Here is a 20,414-nt window from a genome sequence, read left to right as displayed (position 1 = left end):
TTACGCCTTTGTAATCGGTGCAAATTTGGCCAGCAGACGTTTAATGCCAACTGGTTTCGGAAACGCAATATCCAGCTCTGTTCCTTCGCCGGAGCCTTTTACACTGACAACTGTACCTGTTCCCCATTTTCCGTGCTGTGCTTTGTCGCCGACTTTCCAGTCAATTTCATCTCCGCCTGTGTTCGATGCAGATGGACGCACAACTGCTTTCCGCTGAGGCTGTGCTCCTCTTGAAGCAGAAGGAGATCCAAACGGTGATGATCCAAATGGAGACGGCTTTTTAGCAGGTTCAAGGCCATCCAGCAAATCAGCAGGAATTTCTTTGATGAATCGGGATGGCGGATTCATATTCGTGCGTCCAAATAAAGTACGCATTTGAGCGTTCGTAATGAAAAGCTCCTCTTCTGCCCGCGTGATTCCCACATAAGCAAGACGGCGCTCCTCTTCCATTTCCGATTCTTCCATTAAAGAACGGCTGTGAGGGAATACACCTTCTTCAAGTCCAAGTAAAAAGACAACAGGGAACTCAAGCCCTTTTGCTGAGTGAAGTGTCATAAGAACAACTGATTCAGCTTTTTCGCCATCATCATCCAATTTATCAATGTCAGCCACAAGAGCCAGGTCAGTCAAAAATGCGATAAGCGATTTATCTTCGCTGGCTTCTTCAAAGTTTTTCGTAACGGACAGGAATTCATCAATGTTTTCAAGACGGCTCTGTGCTTCAATGGACTTCTCGGCAATAAGCATATCGCGGTAGCCTGATTTCTCCAGTAGCTCTTCTACAAGTTCTGTCACAGATAAGTATTCCTGCATTTGTGTATAGTTTTTAACCAAATCCCTGAATTCAATGGCCCCTTTTGTAATTTTCGGGCTCAGCCCAATCAGTTCAATGGACTCAAGTGCTTCAAACATGCTCATCTCGTGAAGCTGTGCAAAGTTGGCGATTTTATCAACCGAACCGGAGCCGATTCCGCGTTTTGGCACATTGATAACACGCTGAAGGCTGATATCATCATCCGGATTTGCAATCAGACGCAGGTAAGCAAGGATATCCTTAATTTCTTTGCGGTCGTAGAACTTGATGCCGCCGACAATGGAATATTCAATGTTCGACTTAAGCAGTACTTCCTCCATTACACGGGACTGTGCGTTTGTGCGGTACAAGATTGCGATATCCGACAAGGTGCGCCTGCCGCTACTGATGTATTCTTTAATTTTGCCTGCAACAAACTGCGCTTCTCCCTGCTCGCTGTCGGCACGATAGTAAAAAATCTTATTGCCTTCTGCGTTTTCGGTCCAGAGGTTTTTTGGCTTTCTATTGAGGTTCTTGCTGATGACTTCGTTTGCAGCCAGCAGAATCCTTTTTGTTGAACGGTAATTTTGTTCAAGCATAATAGTCTGTGCATTCGGATAATCCTTTTCAAAAGAAAGGATGTTGGCTATGTCCGCACCGCGCCATTTATAGATGGACTGATCAGAATCACCGACCACACACAGATTCTTAAAACGGCTTGCCAAAAGCTTTACCAGCATGTACTGCGCTCTGTTAGTATCCTGGTACTCATCCACATGAATGTACTGGAATTTGCGCTGATAATACTCAAGCACTTCCGGCACTCTCTGGAACAGCTGAATCGTGATCATAATAAGATCATCAAAATCAAGCGCCTGGTTGCGTCTTAGTCTCTTTTGGTACTCTGTATATACATCACTTGCAACCTGCTGAATATAATCTCCTGCTGTTTTCGCATACTCTTCAGGGGTAATTAATTCATTTTTTGCCGAGCTGATGGACCCCAGGATAGCACGCGGATCAAATTTCTTTGGATCCAGGTTTTTATCCTTTAGGATTGATTTAATCACCGATTGCTGATCTGTTGAATCCAGAATCGTGAAATTGCGGTTATAGCCAATACGGTCAATATCTCTTCTTAAGATCCGCACGCACATGGAGTGGAACGTTGAAATCCAGATTTCATCTGCTGCTCCGCCCATCATGTTATGAATACGGTCACGCATTTCACGGGCTGCTTTGTTTGTAAAGGTGATTGCCAGAATATTGTAGGGGTTAACACCCTTTTCTACCATTAAGTAAGCAATCCTGTGAGTAAGCACTCTTGTCTTTCCGCTTCCCGCTCCTGCCATTATAAGAAGTGGCCCGTCTGTTTTTTTTACCGCATTTTGCTGCTGCGGATTTAGTCCGTTCAATAATTTATCTGTTAAAAATTGCATTCCTTCTCTTCACCACCATAGAAACATATGTTCTTATAATCTATTTTATCTTTTTTTACAATCATCAGCAACTGAATTAAGCACGAACAGCTTCGACAGTGGACAATGCAGCCTGCAGATCATCGTAAATGATATTTCCGACCACAATTACGTCCGCATGCTCTGCCATTTCACTTGCCTGCTCTGCATTCACGATGCCGCCGCCGTAAAATAATACGGTTTCTTCAAGCGTATTTTTCACCTCTGCGACCACATCAGCGTCTCCGTACTTTCCACTGTATTCCAGATAGAAGATTGGAAGGCTGAACATCTTCTCTGCCATCATGGCATATGCCCTTACCTCATCCAATGATAGATCTGTCCGTGAATTGGTAACGTGTGCCGCTTTACATTCTTCATTCAAGATGCAATAACCCTGAACCAAAATTTCTTCCCAATTCATAATATCCCCATATTCTTTTACAGCTTCCTGATGAAGGCCTGTAATCCACTTTACGTCGCGGCTGTTAAGGACTGTCGGGATAAAATATAAGTCAAAGCCCGGAGTAACTGAATCAATGGTTGAAACTTCCAGCACACAAGGAACTGTATATCGGCGGATGCGGGCCATTAAATCCAGCACCTTTTCCAGAGTGACTCCGTCCGTTCCACCCACAATAATCGCGTCTGTTCCTGACTCACAAATCATTTCCAGGTTTTCATCTGATATATTTTTATCCGGATCGAGCTTAAAAACGTGGCTCCATTCGCGAACATCATACATGCAAAATTGCCTCCATTCTATCATTCCATTTCATCATTATATCATTTAAGATTGGGAATAAAAAATAAAAGCTGAAGCGCCATTGGAAGGGATGAACGTCAACTAAATGCCGCCACGTCCTGTGGCAACGTCGGCACTAGTATATCCTGTACGTCGGAAGGTCAGTGGATGAAGTCGTTTTTTTGACTTCATCAGCTGGCCAGAAGCGACCTCGAGGGGCTAGGCGCTGAAGCTAGATAAAAAAGAAAAGCAGGAAGTCTTTATGAGGTGGAAAAAATTAATATGGAAGACAAAGAAAAAAACCGCGGGAACAGCCCCATCGGTTTAAGCAAAAGGAATATTTACGCTTTTTCAGCTTCTTCTTCTTTTATTCTATCCAACGCCATTTCATAAGCATCATTTCCATAGTTGAGGCATCGTTTCACACGGGAAATGGTTGCCGTGCTTGCGCCCGTTTCTGTTTCGATTTTATGATATGTTTTGCCTTCACGAAGCATGCGTGCCACTTCCAGACGCTGAGCCAGGGACTGTATTTCATTTACTGTGCATAAGTCATCAAAGAAGCGATAGCACTCTTCCAGGTCTTTTAAAGATAAAACAGACTTAAATAACTGATCCAGTTCTTTGCCTCTTAGCTTATCAATTTGCATATATTTGCATACCCCTTTATTGTAATAGTTTTGTACATAATTATTGTTTATCTTCAAAGGAAACCGTTTGCTCAAGGCCCGGGCTTGATGGAACGATGTTGATCCAGGTCTTTCCTGGCACCAGGCCAGCCTGTTTTCCATTCAATACAGGAAGAATTCGCCCGTCAATATTTTTCCATTCTGCTTCTGTCACTTTCCCTTTTTGCAGGAGATACCCTTTCCCCCCAGAAGTTAAGTTAATATCACGGCGGCCCGAGCTGTCAACCACTTTATGCTCTGCTTCTGCAATGAAGATGTTATCAAGCAATACAGGTTCGCCGGATTTGTAATCAGCTGTAAGTTCGCCATTGGAATACCTTTTGTATTTCTCCAGTCCCGCATCATATTCATAGATGACATTGAATAATTCATTGTCCAAGTAGGAGATCATGGCAGAGTCAGCATCCTCGCCCTGAATAGCCTTTGCATCTTCTTTCGACAGAAAATCTAGAGATTCAGGTTCGTCTTCCATCGCATAATTTCTTTCTTTTGCACCCTTCAGCACATTTTCGAATGAAATATAGGAGTTATGCGGAGCCTGGCGGAAGCTTTCCCGTTTAAACAATGTACCGTCATACTGCATTCCATTCAGATTATCAATATAGCCCTGATCCAGCAATTCTTTGGCTTCCGGACTATAGCCGTGGGCAATGTAGAGGCTGTCATAGCCTTTAGCAAGCTCAATATAATAATCCCTTGAACTTCTGACCGGCCCTATCATTTCAGGCTGCTCGCTTTGAAAAATAGCAAGGAAACGGGTCACATCCCCTTCTGCCAGCATTTCATAGACGACATCAGCCTGGTTAAGCCCGGATTGCGGACGGGCTTTTGGATGATTGTTGATCATCACCGCTACAGCCCTTCCATCCACCTCGGTTTCCGATCCGAAGCCTGTGAGCGGATATTGAAATGGAAGTTCTTTATCAGAGCTGACCCCTTTTGTGGCTTCTTCCGCTTTTTCCGTATCCTGCTTTTCAGGCTCTTCAGCTTTTTCTTTGCTGCAGCCAGAAACTAAAAGCATTGCCGCCGCTGATACAGCTATCCATCTTTTTAGCATTTAGCACCCCTGTGTATTTTGCTATGATGCAGTTTCTATGTTAGCTCCACTGAGCAGTTTTTATCTCTATTATATTGCATTACTTTTATATTTTAACGCATTATCGTTGGAAAGAGTACCGTTTTATTCATTACATCATACATTCCCTGCTGGGTAATCCTAATGTAGGGCAGATGCGTTGAAGAGAAAAAGAGCAGCGTATACATTGGATCTTCATGTCTATAGCCTTGATCACGCAAATAATGCACCAGCTGTTTTTCTTCCTCCATTAATTCCTCCACATTTTTATGGGACATCACACCCTTTAAGCGGAGTTCCATTTCCTGGACAATTCTTCCCCCTTCTGATATGACAATGCCTCCGCCAATTTCTTTGAGCCGGTTAAAAGCATTCAGCATTTCCTGTTTGCTTTTTCCTATTAAGATAATGTCACCGGTATTAGAAAAGGAACTTGCCATTCCATCCAGGCTCTTCGAGAAACCTTTTAGTACCGTATTTATGCGCCAGTGTCCATTCCGGTCAACAAGCATGAAGAAACATTCATCATGGTCTTTCTCCAGTTCTTCGGATGATACGTCAATCGTGATGGAGTAGGGCTTCGTAATAACCGCATTCTCCAGTTTTATCCCGAAAGGCATCGAGAATTGCATATCATCAGCAGTCAGATCCCAATCAATATCCAGCGGTTCAAAGCCGTATTCTTCCCATTCTACAGGCTTATAGGCGTGCAAGTTTTCACCGTCTCTTTTCACCCATTCCCCTTTTGCAATAACAGATAATGGAGTTGGTTCTTTTTCATCTGACAGGAAATTAATATTGGCCACCCTTCCTGTCGCAATGGAGCCATGCAAATAATCGATTCCATAATGACGGGCCACATTAATGGTAGCCATATTATAAGCATCGATATCCGGTACTCCTTTATCTATGGCGATGCGAATCATATGATCAATGATTCCCTGTTCATAGAAGGAGGAAAAGGAACCATCTGTTGTGAAGATCATCCGATCATATTGATCAATGCCGATTTCATGCATCTCGTCCAATAAAACCGGCAGATCGGGACGGATGGAAGAATATCTGAGAGATACGGTATATCCCTGTAAAAGACGATTATAAACATCCTTTCCCGTCATCGACTCATGGTCGCAATCAGCACCAAGCAGCATAAGCTTTGCCAGCGTTTTTTCGGATGCCCCCGGAAAATGGCCTTCAATCTTTTTCCTCATCCGCTTTGTCTCCTGAATCCAATGAAGCATCATATCATCGCCATCCAATAGCTTCGGCCAGCCAGTCAGCTCTCCTCCCTGAAGCACAGCATCATGCTCAAGCCATGATTTAACGTTCCCGTGCGAAAAAACGGATTCTTCATGCTGGATTTCCGTTTGGGCATCAAATCGGCACCACCAATAGGTTGTTGCAGGCATGTTTCTCATTTCCTTCAAAAAAGAAAACGCTTTCTTTTTATCCTGCTGTAAAGCAAGCACCATATTGTCATTAATCAAGGTTGTTGTACCAAACTGCGATGCATAGCTCGCCAGAGAATGGGGATTATATAATTGAAATGGATGTGCATGCGGCTCAATATATCCAGGAACCAGCGTGAGCCCTGTACAATCAACGACCTCACACTGTTCTATTTTTCCCGGCAGCTTTTCGCCCACATAAACAATACGGTCGCCATAAATCCATATATTTGCTGTTATCCATTTGCGAAGTGCCTGATTCAGATAACGAGCGTCCTTTAGTAATATCGTCGGTGACAGTTTTCCGTCCAATACGGAAACATGTTCACGCAAGTGCCTGTTTTTCCAACGGTAACGCTGTTCCAGCACCATACTCCCTCCCTTGTTGATATCTATATATAAAAGACTCTGATTTTAGAATAAAATCAATGAGTGAAATGGCTTTAAATCAATAAAGAAAGCCCTTTCATTTCTCCTGTTTTACTATAGTAACATATTTCACTGTTTAACGCATTAAAGAATCAGTAAAAGATTGTAAAAATTTTGTGAAAGTGGTGAGAACTATGAATGTAAAACCAAATATCGGCATTGTAAATGCCTTAGTACGCATAACAGTCGGATTAACTGTCTTAGCCTGGAGCACTTCAAAGCTTGTGAAAAGGCCTTGGCGGGACTCTTATCTCATGATGGCCATGCTGGGAGGCATGAAGGTGGCAGAGGGAATTGTCCGCTTTTGCCCTTTGACAGCTCTTTTTGAAAGTGGCCAGGACATGGTTCAGGAAAAGAGAAAGCAGGAAGGCAATCACAATAATGATGAGGCTGTTGAGGAAATTCTCCCGTATAATCCATCTTAAATTTCTTTAAAAAATCCAGCTCCCTATATGGGGGCTGGAAAATTGAAAGGAGCTGACAATATGTTTTGGGAATACGTAATGGATATGACATTCGTCCTGGCTGCAATAATTGGAAGCATTGTAGCACTCCTGTTTGTGTATATCCGGAAGACTAAGAAAGGACGTGCGCGATAGCTTTAGCGGCAATATCTTTGCGGTAGAAAACACCTTCACACTGAAGATTTTCAAGTTCGGAATATACCTTTTGCTGCGCTTCTTTCAGAGTAGGAGCTTTAGCGCCTGCCAGCAGCACGCGGCCTCCATTTGTCACATACTCACCTGCGCTGTTTCTATCAGTCCCGGCATGGAAGACCGAGACATTTTTAAGCGATTGCAGCCCATTCAGAACAGCTCCTTTTTCATATGCTTCAGGGTAGCCCTTAGAAGCAGCAACCACTCCGACGATTGCTTCCTTATCCCACTCGATTTCAGGCTGTTCCCCTTTTAGGACTGCCAGCATTACCTCCGCCAGATCCGACTTCATGCGGGGCAAAATCACCTGTGTTTCTGGATCTCCAAAGCGGGCATTAAATTCAATTACCTTCGGGCCTGCTGTTGTTTTTATCAGACCTGCATACAGGATTCCGGTAAAACTTCTGCCTTCCTGAACCATTGCTTTTGCTGCCGGCTTCAAAACTCTTTCCACAGCAGCTGCAACTGTTTCATCTCCAATATGGGGTACCGGTGAATATGCCCCCATTCCGCCTGTATTCGGTCCCTGGTCTCCATCATAAGCCCGTTTGTGGTCCTGGGCAATTTCAAGCGGAGTTACCGTTTCTCCGTTTACAAAGGCCATTAAGGAAAATTCTTCTCCTTCTAGGAATTCTTCAATTACAACAGTGGATGAAGCTTGGCCAAACTTTTGATTTAATAATAATTCCTCAATCCCAGATAATGCTTCCTGCATAGTCATGGCTACTATTACGCCTTTTCCGGCTGCAAGTCCATCTGCTTTCAGCACAATGGGGGCGCCTTTTGCTTCAATATAGGCTTTCGCGTCTTCATAGTTGCTGAATACTCCATATTCGGCAGTAGGGATAGCATATTTCTTCATAAGCTCTTTGGCAAAGGACTTGCTGCCTTCAATTTCGGCTGCTGCTTTTTTTGGTCCAAATACCTTTAACCCTGCTTCTTCAAATCGGTCAGCCAGCCCCTCAAGCAGCGGCACTTCCGGCCCGATTACAGTCAATTCGATTTGATTATCCTGAGCAAACTGCACAAGTTTTTCCTGATCATTTTCCTGGATGGCAACCAGCTGAGCTGAATCTTCCATTCCCGGATTTCCTGGAGCCGCAAAAACCTGTTTCACTGAAGGGCTTTGATTCATCTTCCAGCAAATTGCATGCTCTCGGCCGCCTCTTCCTATAACCAATACCTTCATTACGCCCACCTCCGTAAAAATGTCAGCAATAATAGCAAGGCCCCTGATCGAGGCGCTTCCGCTTTTCGTTTAATGTTTAAAATGACGTACGCCTGTAAAGACCATTGCAATGCCGTACTCATCAGCCTTTTTGATGGAATCCTCATCACGGATGGACCCTCCCGGCTGGATGATGGCTGTGATGCCTGCTTTGGCTGCCGCTTCAACCGTATCGTTCATTGGGAAAAAGGCATCGGATGCCATTACCGCACCGTTCGCTTTTGCTCCAGCCTGTTCAAGTGCAATTTTGGCAGAGCCAACACGGTTCATCTGCCCGGCACCGACTCCAAGTGTCATGTTTGAATCATTTACGACAATCGCATTGGATTTCACATGCTTTACGACTTTCCAGCCCAGCTTCAGTGCTTTCCACTCTTCTTCTGTTGGCTCTCTCTTGGTCGCAACTTTTACTTCTGCATCTTCAAGAGTGAATAGATCATATTCCTGCGTCAGCAAGCCGCCTTCAATTGCGGATAATCTCATCTCGGCTTTCTTTTTTCCATTAAAAGGAATTGTCAGCAGACGAAGATTCTTTTTCCCTTTTAAAATCTCAAGCGCTTCGTTTGAGAAGGAAGGTGCAATGATGATTTCAAGGAAAATTTCATATAGCTTTTTCGCTGACTCAGCATCTACTTCCCTGTTCAGGGCAATAATGCCGCCAAAGATAGATACAGGATCCGCCTCGAAAGCTTTTGAAAAAGCTTCGAATACATTTTCCCCAGTCCCCACTCCGCAAGGATTCATATGCTTAACAGCAACTGCTGCAGGCTCTGAGAATTCTTTTACGATTTGGAGAGCTGCATCCGCATCATTGATATTGTTGTAGGATAATTCCTTGCCGTGAAGCTGTTCAGCGTTAGCAATCGAAAATTCAGAACCAAGCGGCTTGCGGTAAAAAGCAGCCTTTTGATGCGGATTCTCCCCGTATCTCAATGTTTGCTTCAGTTCATACGTAACCGTTAATTTTTCAGGCGTTTCTTCATTTGCCAAATCTGTCATATATTCAGCGATCATCGCATCATAGGCAGCTGTATGGCGGAAAACTTTCGCAGCAAGTCTGCGGCGTGTTTCCTTTTGAACCTCTCCGGTTTCCTTTAGCTGTGAAAGAACTGTTTCATAATCGGCCGGATCCACCACAACCGTTACATAGTCATGATTCTTGGCGGAAGCACGAAGCATGGCCGGACCGCCGATATCAATATTCTCAATGGCATCCTCTACTGTCACATCTGGCTTAGCGATAGTTTGCTGGAACGGATACAAATTCACGCACACAACCTGGATAGGCTGAATCCCATGCTCCTCAAGCTGCTGTTTGTGGCCTGGTTCTCCATGCTTTGCCAGCAGCCCGCCATGAATCATTGGATTTAATGTTTTCACACGCCCTTCCAAAATTTCCGGAAAGCCTGTCACATCACTTACGCCGATAACGGGAACTCCACTCTCTTCCAGCGCTTTTTTTGTACCGCCTGTTGAGATAATTTCAAACCCCAGTTCGCTTAACTGCTGGGCAAATTCTGTTATGCCATTTTTGTCGGAAACACTGATTAATGCACGTTTCTTCATGTTCGCTCCCCCTGACTCTGTTGAATGATAAACTTTAGTTCTCTACCATTTTAGTATAGAAAAGATTTTGCAAAACCTGCGGATAAAGTTTGTGCTCGACTTCATGTATCTTCTTCTGAAGGCTTTCCAGCGTTTCACCCGCATTTATATCAACTGGCGCTTGAGCGATAATCGGCCCAGTATCCATGCCTTCATCTACAAAATGAACCGTCACACCGCTTACCTTCACATTGGCAGATAACGCCTGGCCAATTGCATCCTTACCTGGAAAAGCGGGAAGAAGAGAAGGATGGATATTTATAATCCTGCCTTCAAACTCTTTCAAAAGCGTCGGGCCAATCAGTCTCATATAGCCTGCGAGAATAATATACTCGGCGCCGCTCTCCTTCAGCCTTTGCAAAATCGCTCTTTCGTACTCTGCTTTGCCAGCATAGTCTTTAGCTGAAAAAACAAACTGCGGAACTTGTTCGTTTTGTGCACGCTGGGTGCTGTATGCACCTGGCCGATCACAGACAAACAAGACGATCTCAGCCTGCAAATCACCTTTTTTTACAGCATCGGCAATGGCCTGAAAGTTCGTTCCGCTTCCGGAAGCAAACACTGCGATTTTTTTCATGACTTCCTCCAAATTACAGAATTTCAATTCCTTCCCGATCCGTTACTGTCCCCATTAGATAGGCTTTTTCTCCAATTTCATTAAAATAGGCGATCAGTTCATCAGCATTTGCTTTATCCGCTGCAATCACCATGCCTGTTCCCATATTAAAAATGTTGTACATTTCTTTGCGTTCCAGTCCGCCGATCTTCTCCATAACCGTGAACACAGGCGGCACTTCCCAATTGCTTTCACTAAGCTGGGCGCCAAGACCTTCAGGCAGCATGCGCGGGATATTTTCAATAAATCCGCCGCCGGTAATATGTGCCATGCCTTTCAGCTTGAATTGCTTCATAGCTGATAGAAGCGGCTTTACATAAATTTTTGTAGGGCGAAGCAGCTCTTCCCCTAAAGTGCAGCCTAATTCTTCTACATGATCTGTTAAGGACAAATTCGCTTTCTCGAAAAACAGCTTTCGGACAAGTGAGTAGCCATTGCTGTGGATCCCGCTGGATGCAAGACCGATCAGCACATCTCCTGCATTGATGTCCGCACCATTAATCAGATTGGATTTTTCACAGGCACCGACCGCAAATCCGGCAAGATCATATTCTTCTTCACTGTACATGCCAGGCATTTCGGCTGTTTCACCGCCTACGAGTGCACATCCAGCCTGTTCGCATCCATCCGCAATACCTTTAACAATCGCCTCAATCCGTTCTGGCGCCGCTTTTCCGCAGGCGATATAATCCAAGAAATAAAGAGGTTCCGCTCCCTGTACGACAATATCATTTACACACATTGCGACCGCATCAATCCCAATCGTGTCATGCTTATCCATCATAAAAGCGAGCATCAGCTTCGTGCCGACACCATCTGTACCTGATACCAAAACCGGTTCCTTCAGGTTAAGTTCAGATAGATCGAACATGCCGCCAAATCCGCCCAAACCTCCAAGCACACCAGGACGAATCGTCTTCTGTACATGCTTTTTCATGCGGGAAACTGCTTCATAGCCAGCTTCAATATCTACTCCGGCCTGTTTATATGCATTTGCCATCTGTTTTTTCACCCCATATTAGAAAAGCGCAAGCGCCTTGTTCACCCCTGACAAGCATAAGACGAGCCTCTCGGGAAGGCGTTCTTTGCCTTTCTGGGAGGATTGGCTTATGACCTCGAGGGGGTAGGCGCTGGAGCTAGACAGTTATCGTATTTCAAAGGTACTTTCTTAATCATATAAAGGCCGATTCTTCAACTTATCGGCCAAATTAGTACTTTTAACGGCCAAAAATCACGTTTTAACGGCCAATTCCCCATATTTATCGGCCAAACATAGCAGTTTATCGGCCAACTTAGTGTTATACCTTTTCATAAGGATGCAAAGTGCTCGGATAAATCTCCGTCGGGTACTGGCCTGTGAAGCATGCCAGGCATTGTCCGTCTTTTCGGCCGATTGCTTTGACCATACCCTCTGTACTTAAAAAGGTAAGTGTGTCCGCACCAATGATTTCTCTTATTTCCTCAACAGAATGATTGCCGGCAATCAGTTCTTCCTTTGTCGATGTATCGATTCCATAGAAGCATGGATTTTTAATCGGCGGTGAACTGATCAGCACATGCACTTCTGTAGCTCCTGCTTCTTTCAGCATTGTGACGATCCGTCTGCTTGTTGTTCCGCGGACGATCGAGTCATCCACCATAATGACTCTCTTGCCTTCTACAACTCCGCGTACCGGAGACAGCTTCATTTTTACGCCCTGTTCTCGCAGCGACTGGGATGGCTGGATAAAAGTCCGGCCCACATAGCGGTTTTTTATCAAGCCCATCTCATAAGGAATGCCTGTAGCCTCAGCATAGCCAATCGCGACAGAGATACTTGAGTCAGGTACGCCCGTCACGACGTCCCCTTCAACTGGCGCCTCAAAGGCAAGCTGCTTTCCAAGATTTTTCCGGGCTGTATGAACGTTGATCCCGTTGATATTACTGTCCGGACGGGAAAAATAAACATATTCCATTGTGCACATTGCAATATTAGAGGCCATTGCAAACATTTCAGAACGGAATCCATTGTCGTCAATAATCAGCAGTTCTCCTGGCAGAATATCGCGGATATACTCTGCACCGACAACATCAAAAGCACATGTTTCAGATGCAACCACATAAGCATCGCCAATTTTGCCAAGTGAGAGCGGCCTCATGCCGTTCGGATCCAGCGCGACCATCAGCTCTGTTTCGGTCATGATCAGAAAAGCATAAGCTCCTTTAATCATGGATAAAGCATTTTTGACACGGTCCTTTAGGGAAGAGAAGCCTGCACGCTTAATTAAGTGAGCCAGCACCTCTGTATCCGAGCTCGTTTGAAAAATGCTTCCCTGTCCTTCAAGCTGATGCTTCAATGCAGTCGCATTCACCAGGTTTCCGTTATGGCAAAGCGCAAGACTTCCGCTTTGTGAGTTGAATAGCAGAGGCTGGACATTTTCATATCCGCCCCCGCCGGCAGTCGCATAGCGTACATGTCCGATTGCTGCTTTTCCTTCCAGTTCCTTCATGGCATCTGCTGTAAAAATTTCAGTTACAAGGCCTTCACCTTTAATGCCTTTTAGCTTTTTGCCATCTGTAACAACCATTCCTGTGCCTTCCTGGCCGCGGTGCTGCAGACTATGAAGTCCGTAATACGTGATCTGGGAAGCATCCTGATGCCCCCAGATTCCAAAAACACCGCACTCTTCATTCAGTCCTCTTATTTCAGCAAGCATGGGATGGCTCCTTTCCAGGCCTGCTTTAGAACGTCAACTTGTTCGGCAAGCAATAGGCCCTCTTCATTGGAGATATAAAGTATAGGTGCTTCTGTTACTTCACCGATTAGTGTCGCATCTACTAAACTTTCAAACGCTTCCTGGTTTTCTTTTTTTACAGATAGCAAGAAACGGGATTGTGATTCACTGAATAAAGCTGAAGTCGCATTTCCTGTTACCTTGATATCCGCTCCCAGACCTTTTGAACCGATCAGGCTTTCCGCAGCAGCTACAGCCAGCCCGCCTTCTGCCACATCATGGGCAGATGCTACAAGTCCCGAACGAATGGCTTTTAAAATTTGTTCCTGTGCCTTTTCTTCTTTGTCGAGGTCAAGTTCAGGCGCTTTTCCGAAAATCTTGCCGTATGTTACCTTCTGCAGCTCACTGCCGCCGAACTCATTCTTTGTTTCGCCAACCAGATAAATAAGATCACCAGCTGCTTTAAATGATTGTGTTGTCACATGGTCAATGTCATCTACAAGCCCGACCATTCCAATGACAGGCGTTGGGTAGATAGCTGTTCCATTTGTTTCGTTATACAAAGAGACGTTTCCGCCGATTACTGGTGTATTCAATGTGCGGCATGCTTCGCTGATTCCATCTGCCGCTTTTTCGATTTGCCAGAAGATTTCAGGCTTCTCCGGGTTTCCGAAGTTCAGATTATCTGTTATCGCCAATGGCTGACCGCCGGAGCAAATGATATTTCTTGCCGCTTCGGCCACAGCAATTTTGCCGCCTGTTTCAGGATCAAGATACATGTATCGTGAATTGCAGTCTGTCGTCATGGCCAATCCTTTGCGGGTGCCGCGGATGCGGATGACTGCGGCATCTGATCCAGGTGCCACTACTGTATTGGTACGCACCATGTAGTCGTACTGGTCATAAACCCATTCTTTGCTGGCAATTGTCGGCTGCTGGAGAAGCTTTACCAATGTTTCTTTATAATCTTCAACTGCAGGAACTTCATTTTCCATTGCCTGAAATTCGCGGAAGTATTCCGGCTCGCTTGATGGCTTCTGATAAACTGGCGCATCCTCTGCAAGCGCATCAACCGGCAGCTCTGCCACCACTTCCCCTTGATGGGTAAGGCGTAGCATTTTATCATCGGTTACCTTTCCGATAGAAACTGCTTCAAGGCCATATTTGGAAAATAAATCTTCGATCTCCTGCTCGCGTCCTTTTTTCACGACAATCAGCATTCTTTCCTGTGATTCGGAAAGCATCATTTCATATGCAGTCATACCTGTTTCCCTTTGAGGAACAAGGTCAAGATTCATTTCAATTCCGGATCCCGCTTTGCTGGCCATTTCAGCAGAAGAGCTTGTAAGACCGGCAGCTCCCATATCCTGAATGCCTACAAGTGCGTCAGACTGGACCAGTTCAAGACATGCTTCAAGCAGAAGCTTTTCCATGAATGGATCGCCAACCTGGACAGCTGGGCGTTTTGATTCTGATTGGTCTGTTAATTCTTCAGATGCAAAAGTAGCACCATGGATACCATCACGGCCAGTTTTTGCACCAACATACATGACTGTGTTGCCTACTCCGTGGGCCTGGCCTTTTTTGATATCCTTATGGTCGATTAAGCCGACACACATAGCGTTTACAAGCGGATTTCCTTCATAGGAAGAATCAAACTGCACTTCTCCCCCAACTGTTGGAATGCCGATGCAGTTTCCGTAGCCCGCAATGCCTGCGACTACTTCTTTAAAAAGGTACCGTACACGAGGAGAATCCAATTCTCCAAAGCGTAAAGAGTTGAGGAGTGCGACCGGTCTTGCGCCCATTGAAAATACATCGCGGATAATCCCGCCGACACCTGTTGCTGCCCCCTGGTAAGGCTCGATTGCAGACGGATGGTTATGGCTTTCAATTTTAAAAACAACTGCTTGCCCGTCGCCGATATCAACAATTCCAGCTCCTTCCCCTGGTCCCTGAAGTACTTTCTCTCCTGTTGTCGGGAACTTGCTTAAAACTGGCTTTGAGTTTTTATAGCTGCAATGCTCTGACCACATAACCGAAAACAAACCGATTTCTGTGTAATTTGGCAAACGCCCGATAATCTTTTCAATCATCGCAAATTCGTCATCAGACAAACCCATTTCTTTGTATACCTTCTGTGCCTTTAACTGTTCCGGACTTGGCTCAAGCATTAACGACATGTGCTTCCCTCCATTGTTTTACGATTGATTGAAAAAGTTTCAGGCCATCTGCTCCCCCTAAAAGCTCATCAACGGCTCTTTCAGGGTGCGGCATCATGCCAAGTACATTCCCTTTTTCATTGACAATGCCTGCGATGTTTTCCAGACTGCCATTTGGATTTGTTCCATTATAAGTAAAAACGATTTGGTTATTTTTCTTCAATTCAGCTAAAACAGCTTCATCACAATAATAGTTTCCTTCACCATGGGCGATCGGAATATTGATTACTTCATCCTTTTCATATGCAGATGAAAACATGGTTTCATTGTTTTCAACCTTTAACTCCACGGTGCGGCAGATGAATTTCAGGCTATCATTTCTTCTCATTGCCCCAGGCAAAAGGCCAGCTTCAAGCAGGATTTGAAATCCATTGCAGACGCCCAATACCGGCTTGCCTGCTTCTGCCGCCTTCACTACTTCTCTCATGACATTGCTGAAGCGTGCAACAGCACCCGAACGGAGATAATCTCCGTAAGAGAAACCGCCGGGAAGAAGAATTCCGTCATATTCGTCTAAGCTTTCCGCGTCATGCCAGACATATTCGGCTTCCGCTCCGAGCTCATCCTTTACTGCATGGTACATATCGATGTCACAATTGGACCCTGGAAATACGATCACAGCAAACTTCACTGGGCAACAGCCTCCTCAATTTCAAAGCGGTAATCTTCAATCACTACATTAGCCAATAAGCGCTCACACATTTCCTTCACAGCTTCTTCAACAGGACGGTCGCTTTTTTCTACTGTCAGCTCCATGTATTTTCCAATGCGCACATCAGACACTTCGCTGTAGTTCATGGAATGCAGAGAGTTTTTTACAACTGTTCCTTGAGGATCTAGAACACTTTCTCTTAATGTGACGAAAACTTTTACTTTGTACATACTGTTTGGCCTCCCAGTCTCGCTAAAATATTTTCATAAGCATCTGTTAAATTTCCAAGGTCTCTGCGGAAAACATCTTTATCCAGCTTTTCATTTGTTTCAATATCCCAAAGCCTGCAAGTATCTGGAGAAATCTCGTCAGCCAGCAGAATTTGTCCTGATTCATCTTTACCAAACTCCAGCTTGAAATCTACTAATTTAATGCCGAGGTCTTTGAAAAAATCTCTTAAAATGGCATTGACCTGAAGTGCCTTTTCCTGTAAAAGCTCTACTTCCTGCTTATCAGCCAGCTGAAGCACTTCAATATGATCTTCTGTCAGCAGCGGATCACCGAGCTCATCATCTTTGTAGTAGAACTCAACAATCGGCCTCGATAATTCTTTCCCTTCTTCAACTCCCAATCTCTTAGAAAAGCTCCCCGCCGCAACATTGCGGACCACTGTTTCGAGCGGAATGATATCCACCTTTTTCACAAGCTGCTCTGTCTCTGACAGTTTTTCAATAAAGTGAGATTCTATTCCCAGGTCATGAAGCTTTGAAAAAAGCAAACTCGTAATCTCGTTATTCAAACGGCCCTTGCCGCTGATGCTTGCCTTCTTCTCACCATTAAAGGCTGTTGCAGAATCTTTATATTCAATCCAGACAATATTTTCATCGTTTGTTTGATATACCTTTTTGGCTTTGCCTTCGTATAACAATTCTCCTTTTTCCATAGCGGAGAGCCTCCCTTATTCGAATAGCACTTAGCTGCTAGACATCATTATTAAGAAGATTGGGAAATTTCCCGATAATAAAGAGGTAAAGACTGCTCTTTACCTCTTTATTTTTTTACAAACCTAATCGGTCGAAAATGGTATCCACATGCTTGATGTGGTAATTATAGTCAAAGCAGTCATCTATTTCTGCTACGGATAGCTTTGATGAAATAGTTTCGTCCTGCTCAATCAGGCTGCGGAATTGCACCTGCTTTTCCCATGCTTCCATGGCACGCGGCTGGACAGTGTCATATGCCTCTTCACGAGTCATGCCCTTGTCAATCAAGGCCAGAAGAACACGCTGAGAGTAAATCAGCCCTAAAGTACGGTCCATATTGCGTTTCATGTTTTCAGGGAAAACTGTTAAGTTCTTCACGATATTTCCAAAGCGGTTCAGCATATAGTTCAACGCAATTGTTGCGTCAGGCAGGATGATTCTTTCAGCTGATGAGTGGGAAATATCCCGCTCATGCCATAATGCCACATTTTCATACGCAGTCATCATATAGCCGCGGATCACTCTTGCCATCCCCGTCATATTTTCTGAACCAATTGGATTGCGTTTATGCGGCATCGCTGAAGATCCCTTTTGGCCTTTCGCGAAAAACTCTTCCACTTCACGCGTTTCGCTTTTTTGCAGACCGCGGATCTCCGTCGCAAATTTTTCAATTGAAGTGGCTACCAGCGCAAGCGCACCCATATAATGTGCATGACGGTCACGCTGAAGTGTTTGCGTTGAAATTGGCGCTGGCTGGATGCCCAGCTTTTCACACACATATTTTTCAACGAACGGATCGATGTTTGCATATGTTCCAACTGCACCAGAGATTTTACCGAATTCCACACCAGCAGCTGCTTCTTTAAAGCGGTCAAGATTACGCTTCATTTCTTCATACCATAATGCAAGCTTTAAACCGAAAGTAGTTGGCTCAGCATGCACTCCGTGCGTACGGCCCATCATCACTGTATGCTTGTGTTCCTGTGCTTTGTTTTTCAGGATTTCCACAAAGCGTTCGATATCTTTTAGAAGAATATCATTCGCCTGCTTGATTAAATATGAAAGCGCTGTATCAACCACATCTGTGGAAGTAAGCCCGTAATGAACCCATTTGCGCTCCTCGCCAAGCGTTTCAGATACCGCCCGAGTAAAAGCGACAACATCATGTCGCGTTTCCTCTTCGATTTCTTTAATGCGGTCAATATTAAAAGAAGCATTCTCACGGATTTTCTGAACATCTTCTTTCGGAATATCTCCTAATTCAGCCCAAGCTTCACAGGCAAGAATTTCTACCTCAAGCCAAGCCTGAAAGCGGTTCTCTTCTGTCCAGATAGCTCCCATTTCCGGTCTCGTATAGCGTTCAATCATGTTTTATCCTCCGATCTTTTCCTTCACAGGGGTCCAAATGCCGCTTTTTTCTGCTTCTTCAAGTGCCTCTTCGGCTGAGTTCCGCAAAAGCGTGACATGGCCCATCTTGCGTTTATATTTGGCATCCTTTTTTCCGTACAAGTGAATCTTCCAGTCATCCAATTCAGGTATTTTCTTAATTAAAGGCTCCTGGTGCTCTCCTAGTATGTTTACCATAACAGCCGGTTTTAATAGCTCCGTGCTGCCAAGCGGCCAATTGCAAACCGCACGGATGTGCTGTTCAAACTGGGAGGTTTCGCAAGCTTCAATCGAATAATGGCCTGAGTTATGCGGACGAGGCGCAAGTTCGTTAATGTAAATCTGTCCGTCTTTTGTCAGAAACATTTCGACTGCCAGTGTACCAACAAGGCTTAAAGCTTCTGCCAGCTGGTTTGCTGCATTTACTGCTCTTTCCTCAGCATCAGCTGTGATCATGGCCGGCACAATTGTCTGGTGCAGAATGTTTTCTTTATGAACATTTTCCCCGACTGGAAATACCGCTTTTTCTCCCGAAATAGTCCGGCAGATAATAACCGATATTTCCTTTTCGAAAGCTATCCATTTTTCAAGAACACACACGCCATTCTCAAGAAGCTGTGCAGCTTTCTTAATATCCTGCCCGCTCTTTATCACAACTTGCCCTTTTCCGTCATATCCGCCTCTGGATGTCTTTAATACTGCTGGATAGCCAAGCTTTTCTATATTATCATAAATATCTTTTTCAGTAGTAATGACCTCATATGGCGCTACCTCGCAGCCAGCTTTTTGGATGGCTGCTTTTTCCTTTGTCCGGTCCTGGGTGATCTCCAGCACCTCGCTCCCCTGTGGAACAAAAGCATTTGCGCATAGCCACTCAAGAGCTTCTGTACTGATATTTTCAAATTCATAAGTCACAACGTCACTGACGTCAGCTAACTTTTTTATAGAATCTAAATGACCGTATTCGCCAACGATCTTAATATCCGCAACCTGCCCGCAAGGAGAGTCTTCCGCTGGATCCAAAACGGCAATCCTGAAGCCATTTGCCTTTGCTGCCAGGGCCATCATTCTCCCGAGCTGTCCCCCGCCAATAATTCCAACCGTTTGCCCAGGTAAAATTGTTTTATTAGACAAGTTCATCACTGCTTTCTAGTACTTCCTGTTTTGTTTTATCTCTTTTTGACTGAAGACGTTCTGCAATGGCTGTATCAAAAGCGCCAAGGATTTGTGCTGCCAGCAATCCGGCGTTAGTGGCTCCTGCTTTTCCAATCGCAACGGTTGCAACTGGGACGCCGCCGGGCATCTGAACGATGGACAGCAATGAATCCAGGCCGTTTAAAGCTTTTGATTGCACTGGTACTCCAATGACAGGAAGTGTCGTTTTCGCTGCTACCATTCCTGGCAGGTGTGCCGCTCCTCCTGCACCGGCAATAATTACCTTGATTCCTCTGTCTCTTGCCTGCTCAGCATATTCAAACATAAGATCTGGAGTCCGATGAGCTGAAACAACCTTTTTTTCAAAAGGGATTTCAAGCTCTTCCAGAATTCCGCAAGCGTGCTTCATTGTCTCCCAATCAGATTTGCTTCCCATTATGACTGCTGCTTGTGCGCTCATTCCTTCTCCTCCAAATCTTCCAATATAAAAAACCCGCACAGACCCTTCTCTTATATGAGAGAAAGTAATCTGTCCGGGCTAAAAAGAACCGTAAGGAAGAC

19 protein-coding genes are annotated in these 20,414 nt (G+C 44.8%); 2 read left to right on the top strand and 17 right to left on the bottom strand.

The genetic code is table 11. The features are described from left to right. The 5 genes from pcrA to IRB79_RS03090 all read right to left on the bottom strand — a co-directional run bounded on the left by pcrA (window position 1) and on the right by IRB79_RS03090 (window position 6,576). Complete coding sequence (gene pcrA, locus IRB79_RS03110) at window positions 1-2,232, bottom strand: DNA helicase PcrA (protein ID WP_243506667.1); 2,232 nt, start codon at window positions 2,230-2,232, stop codon at window positions 1-3. Window positions 2,233-2,308: 76 nt separating this feature from the next. Then, window positions 2,309-2,995 (bottom strand): heptaprenylglyceryl phosphate synthase, encoded by a 687-nt coding sequence (locus IRB79_RS03105; RefSeq protein ID WP_243506665.1) that lies wholly within the window; start codon window positions 2,993-2,995, stop codon window positions 2,309-2,311. 341 nt (window positions 2,996-3,336) lie between these two features. Next, window positions 3,337-3,645, bottom strand: coding sequence for a YerC/YecD family TrpR-related protein (locus IRB79_RS03100; RefSeq protein WP_243506664.1), 309 nt, complete (start codon window positions 3,643-3,645; stop codon window positions 3,337-3,339). 40 nt (window positions 3,646-3,685) lie between these two features. Further along, complete coding sequence (locus IRB79_RS03095) at window positions 3,686-4,741, bottom strand: DUF3048 domain-containing protein (RefSeq protein WP_243506663.1); 1,056 nt, start codon at window positions 4,739-4,741, stop codon at window positions 3,686-3,688. A gap of 92 nt (window positions 4,742-4,833) precedes the next feature. Continuing rightward, window positions 4,834-6,576, bottom strand: coding sequence for an adenine deaminase C-terminal domain-containing protein (locus IRB79_RS03090; protein WP_243509184.1), 1,743 nt, complete (start codon window positions 6,574-6,576; stop codon window positions 4,834-4,836). Between the two features lie 194 nt (window positions 6,577-6,770). On the opposite strand from IRB79_RS03090, the gene IRB79_RS03085 reads away from it, so the two are divergent. Together IRB79_RS03085 and IRB79_RS28130 are read left to right on the top strand one after the other, a co-directional pair. After that, window positions 6,771-7,061 carry a YgaP family membrane protein gene (locus tag IRB79_RS03085; RefSeq protein ID WP_243506662.1) on the top strand — a complete coding sequence of 97 codons (291 nt, stop codon included), beginning with the start codon at window positions 6,771-6,773 and terminating at the stop codon, window positions 7,059-7,061. Between the two features lie 60 nt (window positions 7,062-7,121). After that, window positions 7,122-7,235: an EYxxD motif small membrane protein gene (locus tag IRB79_RS28130; protein WP_335582802.1), complete on the top strand. Its 114-nt coding sequence runs from the start codon at window positions 7,122-7,124 to the stop codon at window positions 7,233-7,235. On the opposite strand, the gene purD is transcribed toward IRB79_RS28130, so the two are convergent. From purD to purE, 12 genes are all read right to left on the bottom strand, one after another. Beyond that, window positions 7,213-8,481, bottom strand: a complete 1,269-nt coding sequence (gene purD, locus IRB79_RS03080) for a phosphoribosylamine--glycine ligase (RefSeq protein WP_243506661.1) — start codon at window positions 8,479-8,481, stop codon at window positions 7,213-7,215. The two genes, IRB79_RS28130 and purD, sit on opposite strands and share 23 nt — an antisense overlap. A 69-nt stretch (window positions 8,482-8,550) precedes the next feature. After that, a complete protein-coding gene (gene purH, locus IRB79_RS03075; RefSeq protein ID WP_243506660.1) occupies window positions 8,551-10,086 on the bottom strand; it encodes a bifunctional phosphoribosylaminoimidazolecarboxamide formyltransferase/IMP cyclohydrolase in 1,536 nt (511 codons plus the stop codon). Between the two features lie 34 nt (window positions 10,087-10,120). Continuing rightward, a complete protein-coding gene (purN, locus tag IRB79_RS03070; protein WP_243506659.1) occupies window positions 10,121-10,702 on the bottom strand; it encodes a phosphoribosylglycinamide formyltransferase in 582 nt (193 codons plus the stop codon). 13 nt (window positions 10,703-10,715) lie between these two features. Continuing rightward, on the bottom strand, window positions 10,716-11,741 hold the full coding sequence (gene purM, locus IRB79_RS03065) for a phosphoribosylformylglycinamidine cyclo-ligase (RefSeq protein ID WP_243506658.1): 1,026 nt from the start codon (window positions 11,739-11,741) through the stop codon (window positions 10,716-10,718). A 298-nt stretch (window positions 11,742-12,039) separates the two neighbouring features. After that, window positions 12,040-13,437, bottom strand: a complete 1,398-nt coding sequence (gene purF / locus IRB79_RS03060; RefSeq protein ID WP_243506657.1) for an amidophosphoribosyltransferase — start codon at window positions 13,435-13,437, stop codon at window positions 12,040-12,042. Then, window positions 13,422-15,638, bottom strand: coding sequence for a phosphoribosylformylglycinamidine synthase subunit PurL (gene purL / locus IRB79_RS03055; protein WP_243506656.1), 2,217 nt, complete (start codon window positions 15,636-15,638; stop codon window positions 13,422-13,424). The genes purF and purL overlap by 16 nt, the downstream gene beginning before the upstream one ends. Then, a complete protein-coding gene (gene purQ, locus IRB79_RS03050; RefSeq protein WP_221880445.1) occupies window positions 15,622-16,308 on the bottom strand; it encodes a phosphoribosylformylglycinamidine synthase subunit PurQ in 687 nt (228 codons plus the stop codon). The genes purL and purQ overlap by 17 nt, the downstream gene beginning before the upstream one ends. Beyond that, window positions 16,305-16,559, bottom strand: coding sequence for a phosphoribosylformylglycinamidine synthase subunit PurS (purS, locus tag IRB79_RS03045; protein WP_009336741.1), 255 nt, complete (start codon window positions 16,557-16,559; stop codon window positions 16,305-16,307). Before purS ends, purQ begins: the two co-directional genes overlap by 4 nt. Further along, complete coding sequence (gene purC / locus IRB79_RS03040; protein WP_243506655.1) at window positions 16,547-17,272, bottom strand: phosphoribosylaminoimidazolesuccinocarboxamide synthase; 726 nt, start codon at window positions 17,270-17,272, stop codon at window positions 16,547-16,549. The genes purS and purC overlap by 13 nt, the downstream gene beginning before the upstream one ends. Window positions 17,273-17,387: 115 nt before the next feature. Beyond that, window positions 17,388-18,680: an adenylosuccinate lyase gene (gene purB, locus IRB79_RS03035; RefSeq protein WP_243506653.1), complete on the bottom strand. Its 1,293-nt coding sequence runs from the start codon at window positions 18,678-18,680 to the stop codon at window positions 17,388-17,390. Window positions 18,681-18,683: 3 nt separating this feature from the next. Beyond that, window positions 18,684-19,838 carry a 5-(carboxyamino)imidazole ribonucleotide synthase gene (purK, locus tag IRB79_RS03030; RefSeq protein WP_243509179.1) on the bottom strand — a complete coding sequence of 385 codons (1,155 nt, stop codon included), beginning with the start codon at window positions 19,836-19,838 and terminating at the stop codon, window positions 18,684-18,686. Further along, entirely contained in the window at window positions 19,825-20,313 is a 489-nt protein-coding gene (purE, locus tag IRB79_RS03025) for a 5-(carboxyamino)imidazole ribonucleotide mutase (protein WP_113885613.1), read from the bottom strand. Before purE ends, purK begins: the two co-directional genes overlap by 14 nt. Between the last annotated feature and the right edge of the window lie 101 nt (window positions 20,314-20,414).

It is taken from the genome of Cytobacillus oceanisediminis, assembly GCF_022811925.1.
In the GTDB taxonomy this organism is placed as follows: Bacteria; Bacillota; Bacilli; order Bacillales; family Cytobacillaceae; genus Cytobacillus; species Cytobacillus oceanisediminis_D.
Note: the sequence above shows the minus strand (reverse complement) of the source record. Positions and strands in the feature narration are given on the sequence as shown.